Here is a 21,178-nt window from a genome sequence, read left to right as displayed (position 1 = left end):
TTATGCAGCAAGAAAAACTTCAAGTAAAAGTGCGTCGTCTGCGTCGCATGCGGATCATTCACCGTTGGCTGGGGGTTCCGCTAATGATTTTCTTTCTAGTAATCGGGATTACCTCAATTTTGCTCGCCTGGAAAAAGAAGGTCGAACTCTTGCCTCCAACTCAAAGCTCAGAGGTTCAAAGGCAGGGTGAGTGGATTCCTACAGAAAAGATGCTCGCTATTGCCATCACCGAGATGGATTCCCGATCTCTTTCCTCTTTGGTGGATCGTATCGATATACGGCCGGATAAAGGAATAGCCAAAGTTACTTTTGAAGAGCATTTTACTGAAGTACAGATTGATGGATATTCCGGAGAGATTCTGTCAGTGGCGACACGTCACTCTGATTGGATTGAGAAAGTACACGATGGAAGTATCGTTGATTTTTACTTTGGGAATACCGAAACAGCCAAGCTAGTTTACTCAAGTGCCACGGCTTTTGGATTACTTTTGATGAGCTTGAGTGGGTTTTATTTGTGGTATTTCCCAAAAGTGATACGGAAAACCAAGCAAGGCTAATGCAGTAATTTGTACTTCTTGCCAGGTAAGGATTTTACGATTCCTTCAAACTCTAGGGAAAGAAGAATGGATGCCAAATTTCCCAGCCCAATTTCAGTTTCTAAGCTTAACTTATCGATATCCACTTCCTTGAGTTCTTGCAATAAACTCAAAATCATCTTCTCCTCTGGACTTCGATTACTCAGATCAAGGTTTGGCTTTTCCTGTTTTTTCTCTCCTGGCTCAGGCCAAAACAGTGCCTGTGCAATATCATAAGGCCCGGTGAAGATATTGGCTTTCATTTTTTGGATCAGATGATTACAGCCCTCGCTATACTGAGATTGTAAGTTTCCAGGTACGGCGAAGACTTCTTTGTTGTACGAGTAAGCAATCTCCGCAGTAATTAAGGCACCTCCTTTTTTGGCTGCTTCCACCACGATCAAAGCGTCTGAGAGGCCTGCAATGATTCGATTTCTTGCGGGAAAGTTTCCTGGAACCATTTTGCTTCCGGGTGGATATTCGCTCATTAAGGCACCTGTTTCTTGCAGCGCCTCCGCTGTACTCCGATGAATCCCCGGGTAAATATGATCAATGGGCGAGCCCAAAACAGCCACCGTCGGCAAGCCAAAATTTAAGGCTACCCGATGTGCTTCGATATCAATGCCATACGCCAAACCTGAAATAATTGCTGGTTGATAGGGTAGGAGCTGCTCTACGATCCGTTTGGTCACATCCTTTCCATAGGAAGTGGCACTTCGAGTACCCACGATGCCCACAGTTCTTTCGAAGTTTAGGTTTGCTTTTCCCTTTGAAAAGAGAACTACGGGCCCATCTTCCTGAAGCTTCAATCGCTGCGGAAAATCTGGGTGGAGAGAAGTGAGGATACTAAATCCTTGCTTAGTGGACTGCTCAATAATTGACTCTGCTTTGGCAAGAAGTTTCTGTTCCTGGTTGCGCAGTTCCAGAAGCTTGGGCCCCACTGAAGGTGTTTTACTTACCTTTCCTTTCGGGAGTTCAAAAAATCGCTTGGGAGAACCTGCATAAGCCAAGATCGCTTTGAAGACGGCAGGGCCTATTTTTGGTGCTAATGCTAAAGCGAGGAAGTATTGGAGATCGTCATTCTCCGGTTTGTTTGTTGAAGCCATCTCGAATTTTGATCAAAAAATCCTTGAGCTCCTGAAGGTTTTGGACAGCAGCTACTTTATCAAAGCCCTCTTCCTTACCTGATTTGATTACCTCTTGAGCTCCTTGTAGGGTATAGCCCTTTTCTTTCACAAGGTGATAGATGTACCGTAGTTTTTGAATGTCGTCTTTGGTGTATCGACGGTTCCCCTTTTTGTCCTTTCTGGGGCGAAGCATATCAAACTCACTTTCCCAGTATCGAATCAAAGATGCGGCGACGCCAAACTGACTGGCTACCTCACCAATGGAAAAATATTTCTTCTCTATTTCGCGTTCTTTGTACGGCACGGTCCCTGTTTAAAAGTTACCTCAATTTAAAGAAAAAGGTGCTGATAGTTCAAGTGAAACTTGAAGTCTTTTTGATTTAGGCTTTTTCTTGCACCAGATTAAGGATATGGACGGCAGCCAACCCAGCGGTTTCGGTTCGAAGTCTACTCTTTCCTAAGGAAACAGGCTCAAAACCCAAGGCCAGGGCCTCGTCAATTTCTTTTTTGGAAAAATCCCCTTCAGGTCCGATCAAAATCCAATATTTTCCATGAGGCTGGGCAAGACCAAAAAGATGCTGATCATTCTGTTCGTCCACATAAGCGATGAATTTTTGACCATCAAATGATTGGGATGTATTCAGCATCTCTTCAAATGAAGCAAAAGGAGATATTTCGGGAAAATGAAATTTAAGACTTTGCTTACAAGCTGAGATCATTTTCTTCTCGAGTCGATCGGTTTTAATTCTATGTCGCTCCGAGTTTTCGCTTTCGATTAAGGTGAGTTTATGAAATCCGATTTCAGTTGCTTTCTCTATCATCCACTCCATCCTATCCGGACTTTTGGTCGGAGCAATAATCAGATGAATCTCAAAATCATCCTTGGGGCTGAGAGTCTTTTCTTTGATCTGAAGCCTAGCTCCGCGCGAGCTGATTTCTTCAAGAATGCAGGTTGCCAATTGGCCTTTTCCGTCTGTGACTTGGATCAAATCACCTATTTTTTTGCGAAGCACCTTAGTCAAGTGCCTAGATTCTTCTGCTCCGAAGGAGACGCTTTGTCCTTCAATATTTTCGTGGTAAAAAAGCTGCATGTCTAAAGTTAATGACGAAAGTAAGGAAAAGAAAAAAGATTAAATGGTCGAAAAGCAAAAAAGCGCAGCCCAAAGAGGACCGCGCTTTCTAACCAAATAACCAATATTAATTAACCTTTTGAGATCTCCATGTTTACAGACTTACCTTTGATGGTATTCGTCTTCATCACCTGAATTACGTGAGCGGCATCTTTCTGAGGCACGTCCACAAAGGAGAAGTTGTCATAGATATCAATTCCACCGATACTCTTACCTGGAACACCTGCCTCACCAGCAATTGCTCCCACGATATCGTTGGGTCTGATTCGATCTTTTTTACCTAGATTCAAGAAAAGTCTGGCCATATTTGCCTCACGAGCTCTTTCGCCACGAGGTCCTGCATCCCGACCGCCTCTTTCGCTACGGTCAAAACGCTCTCTACGTCCACTTCTCTCTCCACGTTCAAATCTATCATTTCTTCCGCCTCGCTCACCACGACGACCTCCGTCTCTTCCACCGTCACGAGAAAATTCTCTACGTCCACCTCTGCTGTCTGAGTCACCTCTTCGGCGATCACTTCCAGCTTCGATGCTAAAGTTTTGCTCTCTAAGTTTCTTCACTGAGTCACCTAGGGCGATTTTAGTCAAACCTAGAGCAATTTGCTCCATGGTCAAGCCATTAGCCAATAATTGACCAAGTGTCTCTTCGAAAAGTTGATTGTCCTCTTCGATCGCGATTTTCGCTTGAATATCATTTGCCAATTGATCTTTTTTCATCTGGATCAATTCTGCCAATGAAGGAGGTGCAAGCTGAGTGATAGCAGCTTTTGTGAATCTTTCTAGATCCCTAAGCTTATATGAATCTCTTCTTCCGGAGATAAAGTTAATGGCTGTACCAGACTTACCTGCTCTACCTGTACGACCGATACGGTGTACGTAGTTTTCTTCGTCTAAAGGAAGATCAAAGTTGAATACAGCTTCCACATCATCCACGTCAATACCTCTAGCGGCTACATCTGTAGCAACCAATACTGCGCAATGACCTTTTCTAAACTTATTCATGACCTTGTCACGCTGTGCCTGAGATAGGTCTCCATGAAGAGCCTCAGCAAGGATTCCGTGAGCTGCAAGCTTTTCGGTAACCTCATCAGTCATTCGCTTGGTATTACAGAATACCACGCTAAGAGAATATTCGTTGACATTGATCAATCGAGCCATTAGATCTACTCTTAGTGAAGATTTCACCTCGTAGTACACTTGCTCAATATTCGATACTGTTAATTCCTTCTTGTCGATCTTTACAATCGCAGGATCTTTTTGAAACTTCTTGGTTAGATCCATGATCGGCTTAGGCATGGTAGCAGAGAAAAAGACGGTTTGTCTTTCTTCTGGCATTTCACGCAATATTGCCTCGATGTCATCTCTGAAACCCATGTCTAGCATTTCATCTGCCTCATCCAATACGATGATTCCAACGTCTTCTAGCTTTAATGTACCTCTTTTAATGTGATCCTGAACTCGTCCAGGTGTACCTACCACGATTTGTACTCCTTTTCTAAGTACGCGAATCTGCTTGTCTATAGATTCACCACCATAGATTGCTACGGAGTTGATGTTTCGTAGGTGCTTGGATAGTTTTTGGAATTCTCCTTCCACCTGTACTGCGAGTTCACGAGTAGGGCAGAGGATGATTGCCTGTGGCTTATTGAAATCTGGATCTACCAGATCAATGATAGGTATCGCAAATGCGGCTGTTTTGCCAGTACCAGTTTGAGCCTGTCCGATGACATCTCTTCCTGCTAATACATAAGGGATAGCTTCTGTTTGAATTTGGGAAGGTTGGGTATAGCCCATCTCTTCCACCGACTTAAGAATTTCCGCAGAAATTCCCAAGTCTGAGAACTTGAGTGTTTGCTCCATGATGTTTTCCTTACTTTTCTTGCCATGTTTCCTTGTGATGATCCCAGACAAGCGACAGTAAGGATTTCACGGCACGAAAAATTGTTCTATGTCTTATTGACGGGTGCAAATGTAGGAACTTTTATTTTGTATTCCTAATCCCTTTCAAACATCAATAGAATATTATTAAGTATTAAGGTATTTTAAGAGAAATATATTTGGTTGCGGCGCCTTAATCAGTCACTCAAGGAAATATCCTTTGTGCTAAATGAAGGAAGTGTCTTCGGAAGCCTCTTCCATCATTTGATCTGCAAGGTCTTTTCCAAGGTAGCGATCGATCAAGCCATGACCGACATATAAAAGTGGAGTGAGTAAGATAGCTACCGTGAATTTGTAGATGTAATTGATGATGCCGACAGCAAGTACTTGGCTCAATCCCCAATTGCCGAAAACGTAAAAAGCGATTCCCAAAACCACAAACGAGTCAATAAATTGAGAGACAAAAGTGGATCCTGTGGCGCGAAGCCAGATAAGTTTTGGACCGGTAACCGCACGCAGTTTTTGGAAGACATATACGTCAATCAATTGTCCTAAAAGAAAGGCTGTCAGTGATCCGATGATAATTCCTAGACCTTGCGTGAAAATCAGGTTGAACGCATAATTGATGTTGAAAGGGGTTCCGTCCGGAGTCGTGGCGTTGACCTCAAGCCAGAAGTCTGCCGGCACCAAAACTGTGACTAGGCTAATTACCAAAAAAACATAGGCGATCAATCCAGCAGTGATAAAACTAATTTTTCGAACACCCTTTTTACCAAAATACTCATTGATGATATCGGTAGTAATGAATACGATGGGCCAAATCACTGCGCCCGCAGTTAGATTAAAATCGAGGACGTATTCTCCAAAGAAAGTCCAGTTTACCGGTTCGAATCCCAATGTTTTTTCACCTGAAAAAATCTTCACACCGATCACTTCAGCGAGAATAGCATTGGTGAGAAATATACTTGCCAGAATGACAAAAAGATTGGTGCGTTTTTTTATCGAAGGATCGGTCATGTGATAGGGTAAGTTTCGCCTTGAGTACTTAAATAGGATTTTGAAAAAATAGTTTTGGCTTCTGCCAAAAGTCCTTCGAGATCTCCGTAGCGCGAGGAAAAATGCCCAAGCATCAATTGACCTACATTGGCCCGTTTGGCGATTTCTGCAGCTTCTTTGGCGGTGGAGTGAAAGGTGATTTTTGCTCGATCTTTTTGATCATCCATAAAGGTGGATTCGTGGTAAAGTAGCGTGACATCCTTTACATGAGGAACCAGATCAGGATCGAAAATGGTGTCCGAACAAAATGCATAAGATCGCATTTCGCCTTGAGGATATGCAAAATCCTTTACCCGAAAGAGTTTACCCGCTTCATCAAGGAAGTCCTGTCCTTCACGTAGCGTCTTAATGGCTTCCACCGATGGCTTTTCGGACAAAACTTTTTCTTTAATCAGGTTTCGCAGACGTGTTTTTTCTTCAATTCTAAAACCAGTGGTGGGAAGCCTGTGCTTCATTGGGAAGCTAAACACTCGAATTTGGTTGGTTTCCAAAAGTAATTCAGCCTCGTTGGGGTTGGTTTCTCGAAAACTTAAAGGGTAGACCAGTTTGGTTTTACTCCATTTAAACTGGGTCGTGATAATTTCGTCAAGACCTTTTGGGCCATAAATCGTCAAAGGCTTGGTACGCCCATTCAAGTTGTAACTCGAAAGCAAGCCTACCAAGCCTAAGTAATGATCACCATGCAGGTGCGAAATGAAAATGCAAGAGATCCGGGAGGATTTCTGTTTGAATTTTTTCAATTGCATTTGAGTGCCCTCACCGCAATCGATCAGCAAATACTCCTGATGGTATCTGACCACCTGAGCTGTGGGGTTTCTTCCATGCACAGGAATGGAGGAAGTATTCCCAAGTACCGTTACTTCAAATTCAGGGATCAATCCTCCTCTTCTAGGGTTTCTTCGCTGTCTTCGCCGTTTTCTATTTCATGAATGAAAATGGCCTCTCCAGCCTCTTCAAGGGTGTTTACAAGATTTAATTTCTTGTCAAGCATCGAAATCTTGAGCAATTTCATCACATGCTCCTGCACTCCAGAGATAATGAAAATACCACCCCCATTTCCAAACTCACGGTCTCCTACAAGCAAAGCACTCAGTCCGCTAGAGTCCACATATTTCACTTGAGACATATCCAACACTAAGTTGGAAAAGCCTTCTGCATGGATTGTCAAAAGCTCGGATTTAAGCTTTGGTGCAAGTAGCGAATCGAGTTTTTCTTCTGCTGGAGTGAAAATTACGTATTGCTCTTTTTTATCGATTGAGTATTTCATGGTCTTTTGTAATTAAGTAAGTTGGTTCAAAATCGCTGTTTCGATTCGGTTTTCAATGTTTTTGGTGTCTGCTTTGACAAAGGTTTCTCCGGTGATTTTTTCGAAAAGCTCAATATAGCGATCCGAGATGCTTTCTACAATATCATCGGTCATTTCGGGTATCTGCTGACCGTCTTTTCCCTGAAAACCTCCGGCAATCAGCCATTGCCGTACAAATTCCTTAGAGAGCTGCTTTTGTGGTAATCCTTTCGCCTGATTTTCGCTGTAACCTTCCTTGTAGAAATAACGAGAGGAGTCGGGCGTGTGGATTTCATCGATCAAATAAATTTCTCCTTCATGCTTTCCGAACTCATATTTTGTGTCGACAAGGATTAGGCCTTTTTCGTCAGCCATTTCCTGTCCACGCTGGAAAAGGGCCAATGTGTAAGCTTCGAGTTTTTCATAATCCTTGGTCGAGACAATTCCCTGACGTAGGATTTCTTCTCTGGAAATATCCTCGTCATGCCCGGCATCGGCCTTTGTAGTGGGAGTGATGATAGGAGTAGGAAGTTTATCATTTTCTTTGAGCCCTTCAGGAAGAGACACTCCACAGAGCATGCGTTTGCCCAATTTATACTCTCTGGCTGCATGGCCGGCGAGGTATCCTCTGACCACCATCTCTACTTTGAATGGGACGCATCTCTTGCCTATGGTGACATTTGGATCCGGCACTGATTCCACCCAATTTGGAACAAGGTCAGCCGTGGCGGCTAGAAACTTAGCAGCAATCTGATTCAATACTTGTCCTTTATAGGGAATGGCTCTGGGTAAAACTACATCAAAGGCGGAGATTCGATCTGAGGCCACGACTACCAGCTCTTTTTCAAAAATATAGACATCGCGTACTTTGCCTTTGTAAAAATCGATCTGTCCAGGAAATTTGAACTGGGTTTCTTTGATAGCTTCAGTCATGAATCAAGTCTTTTGGCAAAAATAAAAAAAGGTTTAGGTTCTTCAGATTCGAGAGGTCTTAATTGTCAACTTTCTTTCCGCGGGAATACATTTCTGTTTTCATGGGTTCACCATTCTGATCAAAGTATTCTCTTTTTCCATCCAATAAACCTTTTCTGTAGTTTCTGATTTCCTCTATTGTTCCGTCCTTTCGGAGGATTTTTAATTCTCCTTCGATCAAACCACCCACATATCGAGCTTGGTAATTTAAGCTTCCATTGATGTGATAATACGTTTCGCTGAGCAATTCACCTTCCTTGTCATACTCTGCAAGCATTTCGAGTTCACCATTTGGATGATATTTCTTAATGCTTTCTACTGGTACGCCGCGTTTAAAAATTGCCCGCTCTTTGATTTTTCCATTCTCATGGTACTCGATCATTTCTCCTTCCGGCTGGCCGTTTTTGTAGGTGCCATTTCTGGATACTTTTCCGCTGGGAAAATTGAGTAAATAATTCCCATCCAAGACACCTTTTTTATAATCTCTGGCGGATTGAATCGTACCGTTGGCAAAGTAGCGAGTTTCCGTACCGTCAATTTCACTATCCTTATAATTAACTGAAATCAATAGCTGCCCGCTTTCGTCATACTCTTCATAAAGGCCGTCGTAATTTCCGTCCTTGAAGGTAGCCTTGACTTTAGGGGCTCCCGACTCAAAGAAAGATTGAGTGGGCCCGTTGGGTCGATTATCGACAAAGTTCGTTTTGTCTTGTACGACTCCCGAGGGGAAATAAGTAATGACTTCCCCTTGGAGCTGATCATTTTCGAAAAAGCTTTCTTGTCGGATGAGTCCACTGGGAAAATAACTAATGGATTTTCCTGAACGAGCGTTATTTACAAAAGTAGTGAGTTTGAGCGTGTCTCCGGAGATTTCATCTAGGTCTACAAAGAGGCCATGACGCTGATTATCCTTGAGTTGGCCGATTTGCACCAAGCCACCTTCAAGGGCATACCTCCTGACTTCACCTTGAGCCTTTCCGTTGATTACAACATAGACTTCCTTGAGAAGGGTCTCCTCATTGTCATAATAGGTCCGAACGGTGTCCTGACCAAAGACATAGAAATTTACCAAGAACAAAAAAATAAGAAGAAGACTCCTCATAAATAGAAATGCCACAGCACCTAGTGCTGTGGCTTGGGGTTAGATTACATTTTTTCGATTACAATGGCTGAGGCACCGCCACCTCCATTGCATATTCCTGCGACTCCGATATTACCTTGATGGTTATGCAGTACGCTATTTAGTGTGGTGATGATTCTTGCTCCGGATGCACCTAGTGGATGTCCAAGAGAAACTGCACCTCCAAAGACGTTGATTTTGTCATTGTCTAGTTCTAGTTGTCGCTGATTTGCTAGTGCTACAGCGGAGAATGCCTCATTGATTTCATAAAAATCCACATCGGCAGCAGAAAGCCCAGCATTCGCGATTGCCTTTGGAATGGCCAAGGCGGGTGCAGTGGTAAACCAAATTGGATCCGTAGCCGCATCTGCAAATCCACGGATTTTTGCCAAAGGCTTCAGCCCAAGTGCATCAGCTTTTTCCTTACTTACCAATACAAGAGCAGAAGCGCCATCGTTCATTGTCGACGCGTTTGCGGCGGTCACTGTTCCTTCTTTTTCAAACACAGGTCGAAGGTTTGGGATTTTGTCAAACATGACATTTTTGTACTCCTCGTCTTCGCTGATAGTTACTATGCCCTTTCGTACTTTAATTTCCACTGGAATCACTTCATCTGCAAATTTTCCATCTGCCCAGGCCTTTGCTGATCTCTCATATGACTGAATGGCGTAAGCATCTTGATCTTCACGGCTGATATTTAATTCTCTAGCAGTATTGTCGGCACAATTTCCCATTGGAAAATTATAATAAGCCTCAAAAAGGCCGTCTTTTACTAATCCGTCTACAAATTCTGCATTACCGTATTTGTAGCCGAAACGTGCTTTAGGAACGTAAAATGGAACATTAGACATGCTTTCCATTCCACCCGCTACTACGACATCGTTAATACCAAGCATAATGGACTGGGCACCGAGCATTACTGCTTTCATTCCTGAAGCGCATACTTTATTGACAGTGGTACAGGGAACATTGTAGCCTATTCCTGCACCAACAGAAGCCTGTCTTGCGGGAGCCTGTCCAAGATTTGCGGAAATCACATTTCCCATGAATACTTCTTGTACCTCCTTGGAGTCTACTCCTGACTTTTCCAAAGCTCCTTTGATAGCCTTGCTTCCAAGTTCCACTGCGGTGAGCCCTGATAGGGCTCCTCCATAGCTGCCTAGGGGAGTACGCACTGCTGATACGATATATACTTCTTTGATCATGTTAAATTTGGGTTTAGTTCTTTAATCTAATTTTTACCAATCCGGAATGCCTTTTTTTGGACGTTCGGTGGGTCGTTTTTTATTTTGTTGAATGTAGCGAAGCTCTGCTGCATTCATGTTTTCTAAGATCTGGGCTGCTTGCTCGGGAGTGAGGTTCATGGCTTTGAGCTTTTCTTTAAACTCCTCCATAGCCTTATTTCGATCAGCTAGGTTCGCATCCATTTGATCATTGGCATTTTCTGGCTCATCCTCAGATTGATTTTCTGGTTTCCCATCTTGGGACTCATCGGCCTTATCTTGATCCGTCTGCTCTCCATCTTGCTTTTGCTGCTGATCTTGCTCGGATTGCTCACCTTCACTGTCTTGATTCTGCTGATCCTGCTGTTGTTGTTGCTGATCTTTATTTTGCTGATCCTGCTTCTCTTGCTCTTCCTCCTCTTTTTCCTTTTCTAGTTTTTCTTTGAGGGCTTGAAGCTTTGGGTCATTGGGGTATTTGCCCAGTCCTTCATTGACTGTGGCGAGTGCTTGATCTCGCTCTGTTTTCACATAGGATCGCGCTGCTTTATTGAAATAGTCGCCGACAGCTTGGGCATGACTCGTACCGAAGGCCAGAGCCCAAAGTAATCCTGTACATAGTATTAGTTTACTTTTCATCGATTTCTGTGACTTCTTGTAGGTTAGTAATAAACTCCTGATAGGCAGCAACAGTTTCATCTTGGGCCAGAGCATCTGTCATTACTTTCAGAGCATCCTTAAATCTAAACTGCTCTACCAATCGATCTGCTTCTGCTTTTTTCTGCTTCGCAAAATCCGAAGGTTCGGGTTTATTTTGATCTTCTTGTTGACGCTCCTCGTCCCGCTGCATCCATCGAGCCAAAAGCTCATAATTATATCGGGCAGTCTCGTTCGTGGGATCTTTGATTAGGGCGGACTTGAATTTGCTCAGCGCAGCTTCATTTTCCTGTTTATTTCCCAATAGCACACCGCCCTGATTGAAAGCCATGGAGGACAGCTTTTTGTCAACGGCAATGGAAGCTTTATCAAAGTTGGCTGTAGCTTCTTCAAGCTTCTCAGCATATTGATAACTCAGCCCTAAGTTGAAATCCAAGTTTGATGAGGAGTATTGAAAATTTTCTATCAAAGCCAAATGATCCGTAATGGACTGCTCATATTCCGTACTTGCATAGCTTTTTTCGGCTTGATCTATAGCTTCATTTAATCTAGAAATGCGAGTCCAAGAAGCAGGTAAAAGCAAAAGAATAAAGGCGATTGATTTCCAGCTCATTAGAGTTTGATGGTTTTAATAGGCAACATCATATCTAGCAAGGTGAGTGCGAAGGCCACCATTAGAAAGTAAAAGTACTTATTTGCGGAGGCTTCCACGGTTCTAGACCCAGTCACTCCACCTTCTATTCTTTCCAGGGCTGAGATTAGACTTCCCACTTCCTGAACTCCATCGGAGATTTCAAAATATTGTCCATCAGTCTGGGATGCGATCCTTTGGAGTGGATCACGATCCAAAACGGTCACTGCAGGTTGTCCGGTGCTAGGATCAATGACGACTCCATTACCTCTAGGAATGGTCGACCCATTGTCTGTTCCAACCCCCAGCGAAAATACTTTGACACCTAAGTCTGAAAGGCGATTGGCAATTCCGTCCAAATCATCTCCAAAATTTTCCCCGTCAGAAATCAGAATAATGGATTTTGACTTGATTTCTTGACTCTCATCTTTTTCAAATCGATCCAGTGCCATGAGCAAAGGTCCATTGAGATCAGTACCAAAATTAGGAACTAAACCGGTGTTCAGGCCGTCGATGTACAACTGCAAAACGCTTTGGTCAAATGTAAGGGGACACTGAAGAAAGGCTTCCGAACTGAAAATGATCAATCCAATTCGATCGGAAGGGAAGCTTTTGGTTAGATTTTTTAATTCAAATTTGATACGCTGCAAGCGACTCGGGCCGATATCCTGTGCATTCATGGACTGGGACAGATCCACGGCGATGAAAATATCCTTTCCTTCCTCAGTGATTTCTTTGGTCGAAACACCGATAGACGGACCGGCTAAAGCAATTAAAAATAGGGTGAAATAGGAGGTGCGAATGACTAGCTTGGTAAATAGTCTTCGCTTTTCCACTTTGAGGCGGCGATTGATTCGCCAAAAACGAACAATATAGAGCGTGTACAGAAGGATAAATATCCCTGCAAGTATTAATATCAGCTTTAAATCAGGGTATGCCCAAATCATGGTTCGAAATTATAAAATCTCGTGCATTTTTACAGTGCCGTTTAAAATAAGGTTGACCCGATGGCATAGGAATTTTAATAATTAACAAACATTAATCTTTCTAGTTCGTCTTCCTAAAGAACCACGACCAACTTTACCACATGAAAATTCAATCGCTCCCGTTTTTGGGTGTGTTTCTCTTGTTTTTTGGAGGGTTTAGCAACTCTGCTTTTTCCCAAAGCCAAGTCCTTAATGGTACTATCGTAGATGTCAATAACTCAGAGCCCATGCCAGGCGCGAGTATTTATTGGGAGGGGGATGTTTCTACGGGAGTGGTTTCTGATCTGGATGGTAAATTTAGTATTCAGATTCGCGAGCTACCCGATCGATTAGTCATTTCATTTGTAGGCTATCAGACTTCCAATCGAGTGATTAATCCAAAAGATATTGATAAGGAGCTCAAGTTTTTCCTGAGTCCCGACGAAATGTCTCTTGATGAAATAATTATTCAGGAAATCCGTCCGGACGAACAAGTCAAAAACCTTGAAACTGGAATCGTCCGTCTTCCAATTGAGTCAATCAAAAATATCCCCGCTCTGTTTGGTGAAGTGGACTTATTGCGAAGCTTGCAACTGTTACCCGGGGTCCAAACGGCAGGAGAGGGGACCACAGGATTATTTGTTCGTGGAGGTTCGGCAGACCAAAACCTAATCCAAATTGATGGGGCTCCGGTTTATAATGCCTCTCACTTTTTTGGTTTTTTCTCCGTTTTTAATCCGGATGCTTTAGATCAAGTTGAGCTTTATAAAGGGAATATGCCTGCTTCTTATGGTGGGCGATTGTCATCTCTGATTGACGTATCCCTTAAAGAAGGTAATCGGGAGCAAATTCATGGTGAGGGGGGAATTGGTACCATTTCTTCCCGAATATCAGTAGATGGCCCGCTTTTCAATAACAATTCGACTTTTTCGGTTTCTGCAAGACGAACTTATGCGGATGTTTTTTTGCAGCTTTCCAATGATGAAGACCTCCGAAATAATCGCCTGAACTTTCATGATTTGAGCGGCAAGTTTACGTTCTATCTCAATGATCGCGACAAGCTTTCCATCTCTTCTTATCAAGGGCGAGACTTTCTGGGCTTAGATGAGGATTTTGGTCTGGGTTGGGCAAATTGGGTTAGTTCGATTCAATGGAACAGAAATATCTCGGATACATTCTTTTTTGACTTGACTGGATATCATTCGGAATATAGATACTTTGTGGAGTTTGATGATCCGGAAGCAGGTTTTGAGTGGAATAATCGATTGTCTGAATCTGGAATTAAAGCACAATGGACCAAGCTAAGAGGTGAAAATTTGCAGACTTATTGGGGAGTCCACAGCCAATATTATCACTTTGCACCCATCGAGGTCAATCCCGCTGGTGGCAGTGCTGTGCAACCTCTAGCAACGAATCCCAAGAATGGAATTTTGAATAATATTTTCGCGGGGATGAGTTATAATTTCTCTCCGAAGCTAAGTGCAGAAGCCGGTTTGCGCTGGGGATTGTATAATCAAGTTGGTCCAGGCGTAGATTATTTGTACCCTGACGACAATCCTGGCGAGAATGCGGTCATCCTTGATTCCCTTTCTTACAAATCATTCGAAAGCATAAAATTTTATCAGGGTTTAGAGCCTCGCCTAGCTTTTCGCTATTTGATCAATGATCAGTTTTCGCTCAAGACGGCTTATAACCGCAACTTTCAATACTTGCAAATTGCTTCCAACAGTTCTGCCGGTCTCCCGATAGATCGTTGGATATTGGCTGGACGCTATGTTCCGCCCATCCGATCTGATCAAGTTTCACTCGGGCTCTTTCACAATTTTGATGACAATCGCTGGGAGTTTTCGGTGGAGGGGTATTATAAGGACTTTAGAAATATCATTGACCTTAAGAATGGAGCAAATGTCCTTTTTGCAGATAATGTGGAAACAGAGATTCTTTCTGGAGATGGCTGGGCTTACGGTTTGGAGTTTTTGCTGCGCAAAAATGTAGGCAAAACGACCGGTTGGCTTGCCTATACTTGGTCAAGAACATGGAGACAAATTGAAGGGGTTTCTTTGGGGCAAAAATATAATCCGAGATACGATAGGCCTCATGATTTGACTTTGGTTTTGAATCATGAGTTTTCACCAGCTTGGTCGGCTGGACTTACCTTTGTTTATACTACGGGACAGGCTGTTTCATTTCCAATAGGATTGTATGAATCTGACAATCAGATTTTGAGTCTTTATTCAGAATTTAGGAATGAGGATAGATTCCCGAATTATCATCGAATGGATGCTTCGATTAGTTGGAAAAACCCCAATAAGGGTAAAAAATGGAGAGGGAGCTGGAACTTTAGTATTTATAATCTTTACGGGAGAAAGAATCCTTTCGCATATGAATTCCGTGAAATCACCAATGGCGACATAAACTACGATCCGGATGTGGATGGGCCCGCCCAAACCGTAGAACCGGGAATAGTTATGACCTATTTATTCACTTTTCTTCCCTCTATTACTTACAATTTCCAATTTTGAGATGAAAAGATTAGCGATCATAGTTATTGGACTTTTGCTTTTCGGCTGTCAAGAACAAGTGGATTTACCTCTGGCGACCATAGATGGCCTCGTCCCCGTTATTGAAGCTGAGTGGACCAATGAACCGATTTTCAATGAGGTGAAAATGTCATTGGCACAAAACTATTTTGACAATACAGAGCCAGTTATCATCGCAGATGCAACTGTTTCGATCAGCATTCCGGGTACGGAGGAAGTCATTCCCTTTATTTTCGTCAATGCCTCAAATAGCTATAAGCCTGTTTCTGATCGCAGGGTTGCTGAGGTGGGGGAGACCTATGAATTGAAAATAGAATGGAAGGACAATCTTTATGTTTCGAGAGGGCTAATGCTTGAGCCGCCGACTTTAGATAGCTTGACCTATAAGTTTGAAGAGGAAAGAACCTTCAGAGATGAAGGATATTACATTTCGGCCTATGGCAAAATACCCTTTAAAGAGGATAATTTCTATCGAATCAAAATCATACAAAACGATACTTTACTCAATGATCGAGATGACTACTTGCTTTTTGACGATACTTTTGGATTGACTTTTTTCGAAGAGGGTTTGGAACTGAATTATGCCTTTGAGGCTAAAGACCGGATACGCTTGGTGCTTTATCGCTTGAATGAGCCTGTTTATGATTATTTCAATCAATTGGTAGGCTTGCTCTTTACCGATGGGGGTCTTTTTAGCCCTCCTCCTCAAAATCCAGATACGAATATTGTGACGCAGCGTGGAAACGATCGAGCAGAGGGGTATTTCATGGTGAGTCCTATAATTAGCCAATCTGTTTTTATTAATGAAGAAGAACCTGACCCGGAAAACTAAATCATTCCCTCTGAATTCTCAGAGGGCTTTTTTTGCTCCCTTTTATTAAAATATCGTAGAACTACGAAAAAATAGTAGGAATATTCAATTGCCTTTTTTACCTTGGTGCTATGAAAGAATTAAGTCAGCACGAGGAGCGCATTATGCAGATTTTTTGGAAGATGGAAAATGCCATCGTTCGGGAGGTCTTGGAGCTTTTACCTGAGCCAAAGCCACCTTATACGACATTGGCCTCCTCCATTCGTTTGTTAGAATCTAAGGGGTACCTAAATCATCGAACTTTCGGCAACGTCAATCAGTATTTCCCTATCATTAGTCAAGAGGAGTACAGCAAAAACTCCGCAAACCACATGCTTGCGAACTACTTCCAAGGATCGGTTGGTAATTTTCTTTCCTTTATGGTCAAAGAAAATAAAGTCTCGGATACTGAAATCGAAGAACTACAAAGGCTCATTGATGAGTTAGAGAAAGGAGGAAAGTCATGATGCAGGTATTTAACTATTTATTTGAATTGAGTTTATGTCTGATGATCTCATGGGGTTTTTATAAGCTTGTTCTTGAGCAACTTACCTTCTTTGATCTCAACCGAAGCTACTTGATAGGTTCGCTATTGGCGTCCTTACTTATTCCACTCCTTTCCTTTGAGTATTTTACCCAGGATCCGTTGCTCAATGGAGTGATGCTTCCTTCAGTTTGGGTAGGAGGAGAGGTCAGTGAAATTCCAGCCGCTGGATTCATTTTCAATCTCACATGGCAAGAAATATTACTGTCAGCTTATGTATTGGGTGTAGTCTTCATGATGATTCAGGTGATTGCAGGCCTGACTCGTTCATTTATCTTGATCAGCAAATCCAAGCAGATCAAATCCAATGGATTGACCTTCGCCATTCACGAAGATTTCAAGCCAGCATCTTTCTTTCATTTCGTCTTACTACCGGAGTATTTACCCAGTGATCCTGATCAGCAACAGATAGTGATCCATGAATCTATTCACGTATCGAAGAAGCATACCTACGATTTACTTTTGATTCAATTGACCAAAATTTTGCTCTGGTTCAATCCTATCATTTATCTATTCGAAAAATCCTTACGAGAAATCCATGAATTTCAGGCAGATCAAGGAGTGACCCAATCTTATTCGTCCTTTGATTATTCTCGGCTTTTGGTTCGATTGATTTCTGGACAAAAGAGTTTCGAGTGCATTCACTACTTCAGCCAATTTCAAACCAAAAAACGCATCATCATGATGAATAAAGCCAAATCCAATCCCTTTAAAAAGAATCGCTTTCTATTCTTTTTCCCGCTGATTGCACTTCTTGTGGTTGCCTTGGCTTGTGAAAATCAATCCACGAAAGAGGAGTCGAATGTGATTATGGAAAACCCTGATAATGAGACTATGCCAGATCAGGGTGAGCTTTACAAAAATCTTCCTATCACAGAAATGCCAGTGGATGATGTTTTTGATGTGGTGGAGGAGCAGCCGGTGCCCCCAGGAGGTATGCGAGAGTGGTTTGGATACTTAATGTCAAATCTGAAATATCCTGAAGAGGCTAGAGAAAAGGGAATTGAGGGAAAGGTCGTCCTATCCTTTGTGGTGACTGAGGATGGTAGCTTGAGCGATGTTAAAGTTCTGGAAGGAATAGGTTATGGATGTGATGAGGAAGCGATCCGCGTAGTCAAGTCATCGGGTGACTGGAAGCCTGGAAAGCAAAAAGGAAAACCCGTCAAAGTTAGAATGACGCTTCCAATCAATTATGATTTGGGTGATGTAAAGGGAGTGGCTTCTCTTCGGTTGTTCAAACATAGATTTGCCGGATTCAATTTGACAGACCAAGGTATTCGCCCCGTGCAGAACGAAGTTAGGGTCGGCAATGGGTGCTAGATACACTTAGAGAGGCCTTTGAAATTCACACTTTCCCGTGATGTAGAGATGGATCTTAGTCATACTTCAAAAATTAATAAGAACTAACCACGATTAAATTAAACTGTATATGAAAACTAAATCAACGATTAAAATTGGCTTTTTAGCCGTATTGGCCATGATAGTATTTTTCACCTCCCCACAAGCGGTACATGCTCAGTCTGACAGCAAGGTATATGAGGAAGTGGACGAATTACCTGTCTATCCAGGTGGGATGGAAGGCCTTGTCAGCTTTATGGTAGATAACTTAAAGTATCCAAAAGCTGCGAAAAAGGACGGAGTTACTGGTACAGTTATCGTTTCTTTTCATGTAGAAAAGGACGGAGCTGTGAGTCATGCCGAGATCCTGCGAGGTATCGGTGGAGGCTGTGACGAAGAAGCACTACGCATCGTCAATCAAATGGAAAAATGGCAGCCCGGTAAAAAGGATGGTGAAACTGTGATCACCGCATTAAAACTACCAGTGAAATTTGCACTATAGAAATTTGCTCAGGTATCTGGAAAGCTCTCAATTATTTGAGAGCTTTTTTTATCTTTCTGCATACCTAATCAAATACTATGAAAAAGCTCCATATACCCTTCGCTAACTATCTTGTTTTCCTTGCTACCATCCTACTTTTGTCAGGCTGTGGAAAAAGCACAGAGGAACTCCTAGTGGGTAAGTGGTCAGGAACGGACTTTGACTTTGAGCAAACCGAAGGTCCTGATCTTGCAGCCATGATTGAGGGAGGAAAAGATTTACATATCCGTGGTAATCTGATTTTGGAAGAAACCGGAACATACATCATATCATCTCCTGACAACGTGATCAATGGAAAAGGAGTTTGGAAGGTGAAAGGGGATGAACTTACCATGATCGATGAGAATAAAAATGAAGTGATTTATGAGATCGTAGATATCTCTGAAACTCAAATGGTCACTTACAATGAGGTAGCCATGGAAACTCCTCTAGGCAATTTGGCCGGTAAAATCACTTTGACTTACAAAAGGCAATAAAAAAAGTCGGCTTTTGCCGACTTTTTTTATTGCTAAATATTTTTTGAATTAGACCTTCTTTACGTTTACCGCATTCAGGCCCTTCAGACCTTTTTCTAGCTCGAAGGTCACTTTATCTCCTTCATCTACATCGTCAATTAGTCCATTGACGTGCACAAAAAATTTGTCTTGAGAAGTGATTTCACGAATGAAACCATATCCTTTGGAATGGTTGAAGAAATCAATTTTCCCTGTTCGCTCAGAAGGCTCTTCTTCGGCGATTCTTTTTGGAACACCAATCTCAATGCTTTCGGCATCCACTTTTTGTGGTTTTTTTATCGGATCTGGTGGAGTATCTGTAATATTTCCAAATTCATCCACATAGGCCATCATATTATCAAGCGTACCTTTAGTTGCTTGGTCTTTTCTTTCTTCGCGACGCTCCATTTTTTCTTTGGCTTTCTTTTGTCGCTTTTTTTCTCTCTCTTTCTTGTTAAAGGTTTCTTGTGATCTGGCCATTCAGTAGTGTTTGGTTTAAGTATGATTGACTTTCCATTTTGGAAAGGATAGTGAGGTAGGCACCACGTAATTTCTCTGTTTGATTACCGAGGGGAATCGGTCTGGGCAGGGGATTACGAGGATTTTGGCCCTCGACTCTTACAAAGTTACAAAATTTATTTCGGCTTCCTTAGCTCCGGTTTTTTATTTCTGATTTTGTGCTGAAAATCAATAAACTAACTCAGAATCAAATTATTAATTAGTTATAAAAAAATGGGAACCTGATATATTTCGAATGGAAATTTTGGCTAAAATCAATTAAAAATATCAGTTAAAATTACCCATACAGTGGGTACTTCTTTGGTATAAGTATATTACTTATTTCATTCCTAACTGCTTTCTGACTTTTTTCAAAAGCTCAAAAACCGGCTCGGAGGAAAGTATCAAAGACAGCTGACCGAGTAGCAGATCAAACTCCTGAGCGAGCATCCGATCATTTTTTCCATAATCCCAAATTGGTAAAACAATCCGCTCAAAAAGAGCATCGAAGCTATGTTCATTTCTAATCAGAAGATAGGGTGAACCTTCTCGGGTAATCGATTCTGGAGGAAAATTCAAGGCGCGATATTGAAACAAATCCATCAAAGCCCTAAAACTTAAGATGGCCGTTCCTGGGTCATTGACACCTGGACTGAGTGCTTTAAGGGCGATTTCGCTCAGTTGACGAAATCCATATTCATAATTCCGATCCACGGATTCTTGCTGGCTGAAAATAATACCTTGGAGCACTTCAGGAATCTTCTCCTCGGCGATGGTATGACTACATTTTAGAATAGGTTGTCCTCTCAAAATAAAGGTTCCCATAGGATAGATGGCCAAAAAGCTGCATTCATTTTCCTCACAAAAATCCATGATCTCTTTGGTATCGAAGCCCTCAAAAATACCTGAAGTTTTTGCACGGATCACTTCCAAAGCCGCGAATTCCTGCTCATGTCGTACCTCCTTTTTTGAAGTACAAAAGGCTTTCATTCCTTTAAATGTGGCTGACTTGATCCGTTCTACAATGACATCGTACTTCACCGACTGGGTGATAAAATGTAAGAAATAGATAAAAAGAAAAATATCGATTACCGTCAGCACGGTGATTAAAAAAATACTGATCGATGGGATCTGAAATCTTGACTCTGTATCACGTATCGTGCTGAAAATAAAGAAGGTGTAGACGATGGTTCCGATATAAAAACCCAATACAATCTGCTGAAATCGATTCCCGATCAACTTATCCAAAACTCGATTGCTCATCTGCGATGCAGCTTGATTGAGCACTATCATCACCATGGAAAAGCTAAAAACAGTTAGCGAAATCACGCCTCCTGCCACAGCCCCGAGGATGCTCCTAGCGGTTGCCGAGTCCTTTAAAGCCAGAAAGGTGAGTTTGGTCTTCAGGTCCTGACCCATTTCTGACACATCAAAAGAAAAGATAAGGATAGCTACACAGAAGAACCCTATGCTGATGATTGCAGGCAAAAATGCAATGCTGGAGACGATTTGATCGTATGTTCGAAGGAACCAGAGCCTGATTTTGTCCATCACTGAAGATAAGTTTAATAATCTTAAAATTTCAAATCGGGGATGAAAGAGATTTTTGGAAACCTTTCACCCCCGAAGAAATCTTCTAAAATTCTCCGGTTGGACTAACCTAAATATTTGATTAACAAATGCCTGTAACAAATTTAGAGATGGTCATATCTTATCTACATGATTTTCAGTCGATAAATAAAGCCTTTTGGCTAAACC

General features: G+C 42.2%; 22 protein-coding genes. 7 read left to right on the top strand and 15 right to left on the bottom strand.

Annotated elements, in window-relative coordinates; all coding sequences use genetic code 11:
- The first annotated feature begins 2 nt into the window (after nt 1-2).
- The gene (locus ACFOSV_RS15735; RefSeq protein WP_377906994.1) at nt 3-557 is read left to right on the top strand and encodes a PepSY domain-containing protein; all 555 of its coding nucleotides are present in this window, start codon (nt 3-5) and stop codon (nt 555-557) included.
- On the opposite strand, the gene dprA is transcribed toward ACFOSV_RS15735, so the two are convergent.
- The 13 genes from dprA to ACFOSV_RS15670 all read right to left on the bottom strand — a co-directional run bounded on the left by dprA (nt 554) and on the right by ACFOSV_RS15670 (nt 12,597).
- Nucleotides 554-1,681 carry a DNA-processing protein DprA gene (gene dprA, locus ACFOSV_RS15730; protein WP_377906993.1) on the bottom strand — a complete coding sequence of 376 codons (1,128 nt, stop codon included), beginning with the start codon at nt 1,679-1,681 and terminating at the stop codon, nt 554-556. The two genes, ACFOSV_RS15735 and dprA, sit on opposite strands and share 4 nt — an antisense overlap.
- A complete protein-coding gene (locus ACFOSV_RS15725; protein ID WP_377906992.1) occupies nt 1,653-2,006 on the bottom strand; it encodes a MerR family transcriptional regulator in 354 nt (117 codons plus the stop codon). Before ACFOSV_RS15725 ends, dprA begins: the two co-directional genes overlap by 29 nt.
- 76 nt (nt 2,007-2,082) lie before the next feature.
- The gene (locus tag ACFOSV_RS15720) at nt 2,083-2,793 is read right to left on the bottom strand and encodes a 16S rRNA (uracil(1498)-N(3))-methyltransferase (RefSeq protein ID WP_377906991.1); all 711 of its coding nucleotides are present in this window, start codon (nt 2,791-2,793) and stop codon (nt 2,083-2,085) included.
- Nucleotides 2,794-2,903: 110 nt separating this feature from the next.
- Nucleotides 2,904-4,691, bottom strand: a complete 1,788-nt coding sequence (locus tag ACFOSV_RS15715) for a DEAD/DEAH box helicase (RefSeq protein ID WP_377906990.1) — start codon at nt 4,689-4,691, stop codon at nt 2,904-2,906.
- A gap of 243 nt (nt 4,692-4,934) precedes the next feature.
- Nucleotides 4,935-5,726: a queuosine precursor transporter gene (locus ACFOSV_RS15710; protein ID WP_377906989.1), complete on the bottom strand. Its 792-nt coding sequence runs from the start codon at nt 5,724-5,726 to the stop codon at nt 4,935-4,937.
- A complete protein-coding gene (locus ACFOSV_RS15705) occupies nt 5,723-6,643 on the bottom strand; it encodes a ribonuclease Z (protein ID WP_377906988.1) in 921 nt (306 codons plus the stop codon). Before ACFOSV_RS15705 ends, ACFOSV_RS15710 begins: the two co-directional genes overlap by 4 nt.
- Nucleotides 6,640-7,032: an STAS domain-containing protein gene (locus tag ACFOSV_RS15700; RefSeq protein ID WP_377906987.1), complete on the bottom strand. Its 393-nt coding sequence runs from the start codon at nt 7,030-7,032 to the stop codon at nt 6,640-6,642. The genes ACFOSV_RS15705 and ACFOSV_RS15700 overlap by 4 nt, the downstream gene beginning before the upstream one ends.
- A gap of 12 nt (nt 7,033-7,044) precedes the next feature.
- A complete protein-coding gene (locus ACFOSV_RS15695; RefSeq protein WP_377906986.1) occupies nt 7,045-7,983 on the bottom strand; it encodes a phosphoribosylaminoimidazolesuccinocarboxamide synthase in 939 nt (312 codons plus the stop codon).
- A 58-nt stretch (nt 7,984-8,041) separates the two neighbouring features.
- Nucleotides 8,042-9,094 (bottom strand): toxin-antitoxin system YwqK family antitoxin, encoded by a 1,053-nt coding sequence (locus ACFOSV_RS15690; protein ID WP_377906985.1) that lies wholly within the window; start codon nt 9,092-9,094, stop codon nt 8,042-8,044.
- A 74-nt stretch (nt 9,095-9,168) separates the two neighbouring features.
- Nucleotides 9,169-10,344 (bottom strand): acetyl-CoA C-acyltransferase, encoded by a 1,176-nt coding sequence (locus ACFOSV_RS15685; RefSeq protein WP_377907315.1) that lies wholly within the window; start codon nt 10,342-10,344, stop codon nt 9,169-9,171.
- A 36-nt stretch (nt 10,345-10,380) separates the two neighbouring features.
- A complete protein-coding gene (locus ACFOSV_RS15680; protein ID WP_377906984.1) occupies nt 10,381-11,001 on the bottom strand; it encodes a hypothetical protein in 621 nt (206 codons plus the stop codon).
- Nucleotides 10,991-11,632, bottom strand: a complete 642-nt coding sequence (locus ACFOSV_RS15675; RefSeq protein WP_377906983.1) for a hypothetical protein — start codon at nt 11,630-11,632, stop codon at nt 10,991-10,993. Before ACFOSV_RS15675 ends, ACFOSV_RS15680 begins: the two co-directional genes overlap by 11 nt.
- On the bottom strand, nt 11,632-12,597 hold the full coding sequence (locus tag ACFOSV_RS15670; RefSeq protein WP_377906982.1) for a VWA domain-containing protein: 966 nt from the start codon (nt 12,595-12,597) through the stop codon (nt 11,632-11,634). The genes ACFOSV_RS15675 and ACFOSV_RS15670 overlap by 1 nt, the downstream gene beginning before the upstream one ends.
- A 140-nt stretch (nt 12,598-12,737) precedes the next feature.
- Here ACFOSV_RS15670 and ACFOSV_RS15665 point away from each other — a divergent pair, with 140 nt between their 5' ends.
- The 6 genes from ACFOSV_RS15665 to ACFOSV_RS15640 all read left to right on the top strand — a co-directional run bounded on the left by ACFOSV_RS15665 (nt 12,738) and on the right by ACFOSV_RS15640 (nt 18,904).
- A complete protein-coding gene (locus ACFOSV_RS15665) occupies nt 12,738-15,137 on the top strand; it encodes a TonB-dependent receptor (RefSeq protein WP_377906981.1) in 2,400 nt (799 codons plus the stop codon).
- 1 nt (nt 15,138) lies between these two features.
- Complete coding sequence (locus ACFOSV_RS15660) at nt 15,139-15,987, top strand: DUF4249 family protein (protein WP_377906980.1); 849 nt, start codon at nt 15,139-15,141, stop codon at nt 15,985-15,987.
- A 110-nt stretch (nt 15,988-16,097) separates the two neighbouring features.
- Nucleotides 16,098-16,472: a BlaI/MecI/CopY family transcriptional regulator gene (locus ACFOSV_RS15655; protein ID WP_377906979.1), complete on the top strand. Its 375-nt coding sequence runs from the start codon at nt 16,098-16,100 to the stop codon at nt 16,470-16,472.
- Complete coding sequence (locus tag ACFOSV_RS15650) at nt 16,469-17,869, top strand: TonB family protein (RefSeq protein ID WP_377906978.1); 1,401 nt, start codon at nt 16,469-16,471, stop codon at nt 17,867-17,869. Before ACFOSV_RS15655 ends, ACFOSV_RS15650 begins: the two co-directional genes overlap by 4 nt.
- A gap of 109 nt (nt 17,870-17,978) precedes the next feature.
- The gene (locus ACFOSV_RS15645) at nt 17,979-18,389 is read left to right on the top strand and encodes an energy transducer TonB (RefSeq protein ID WP_377906977.1); all 411 of its coding nucleotides are present in this window, start codon (nt 17,979-17,981) and stop codon (nt 18,387-18,389) included.
- 77 nt (nt 18,390-18,466) lie between these two features.
- Nucleotides 18,467-18,904, top strand: a complete 438-nt coding sequence (locus ACFOSV_RS15640) for a hypothetical protein (RefSeq protein WP_377906976.1) — start codon at nt 18,467-18,469, stop codon at nt 18,902-18,904.
- Nucleotides 18,905-18,952: 48 nt separating this feature from the next.
- On the opposite strand, the gene ACFOSV_RS15635 is transcribed toward ACFOSV_RS15640, so the two are convergent.
- Nucleotides 18,953-19,402 (bottom strand): cold-shock protein, encoded by a 450-nt coding sequence (locus ACFOSV_RS15635; protein ID WP_377906975.1) that lies wholly within the window; start codon nt 19,400-19,402, stop codon nt 18,953-18,955.
- A gap of 357 nt (nt 19,403-19,759) precedes the next feature.
- A complete protein-coding gene (locus ACFOSV_RS15630; protein WP_377906974.1) occupies nt 19,760-20,971 on the bottom strand; it encodes a DUF2254 domain-containing protein in 1,212 nt (403 codons plus the stop codon).
- Nucleotides 20,972-21,178 lie beyond the last annotated feature (207 nt).

Origin of the sequence: Algoriphagus namhaensis, from assembly GCF_042649705.1 — a bacterium.
GTDB classification, from domain to species: Bacteria; Bacteroidota; Bacteroidia; order Cytophagales; family Cyclobacteriaceae; genus Algoriphagus; species Algoriphagus namhaensis.
Note: the sequence above shows the minus strand (reverse complement) of the source record. Positions and strands in the feature narration are given on the sequence as shown.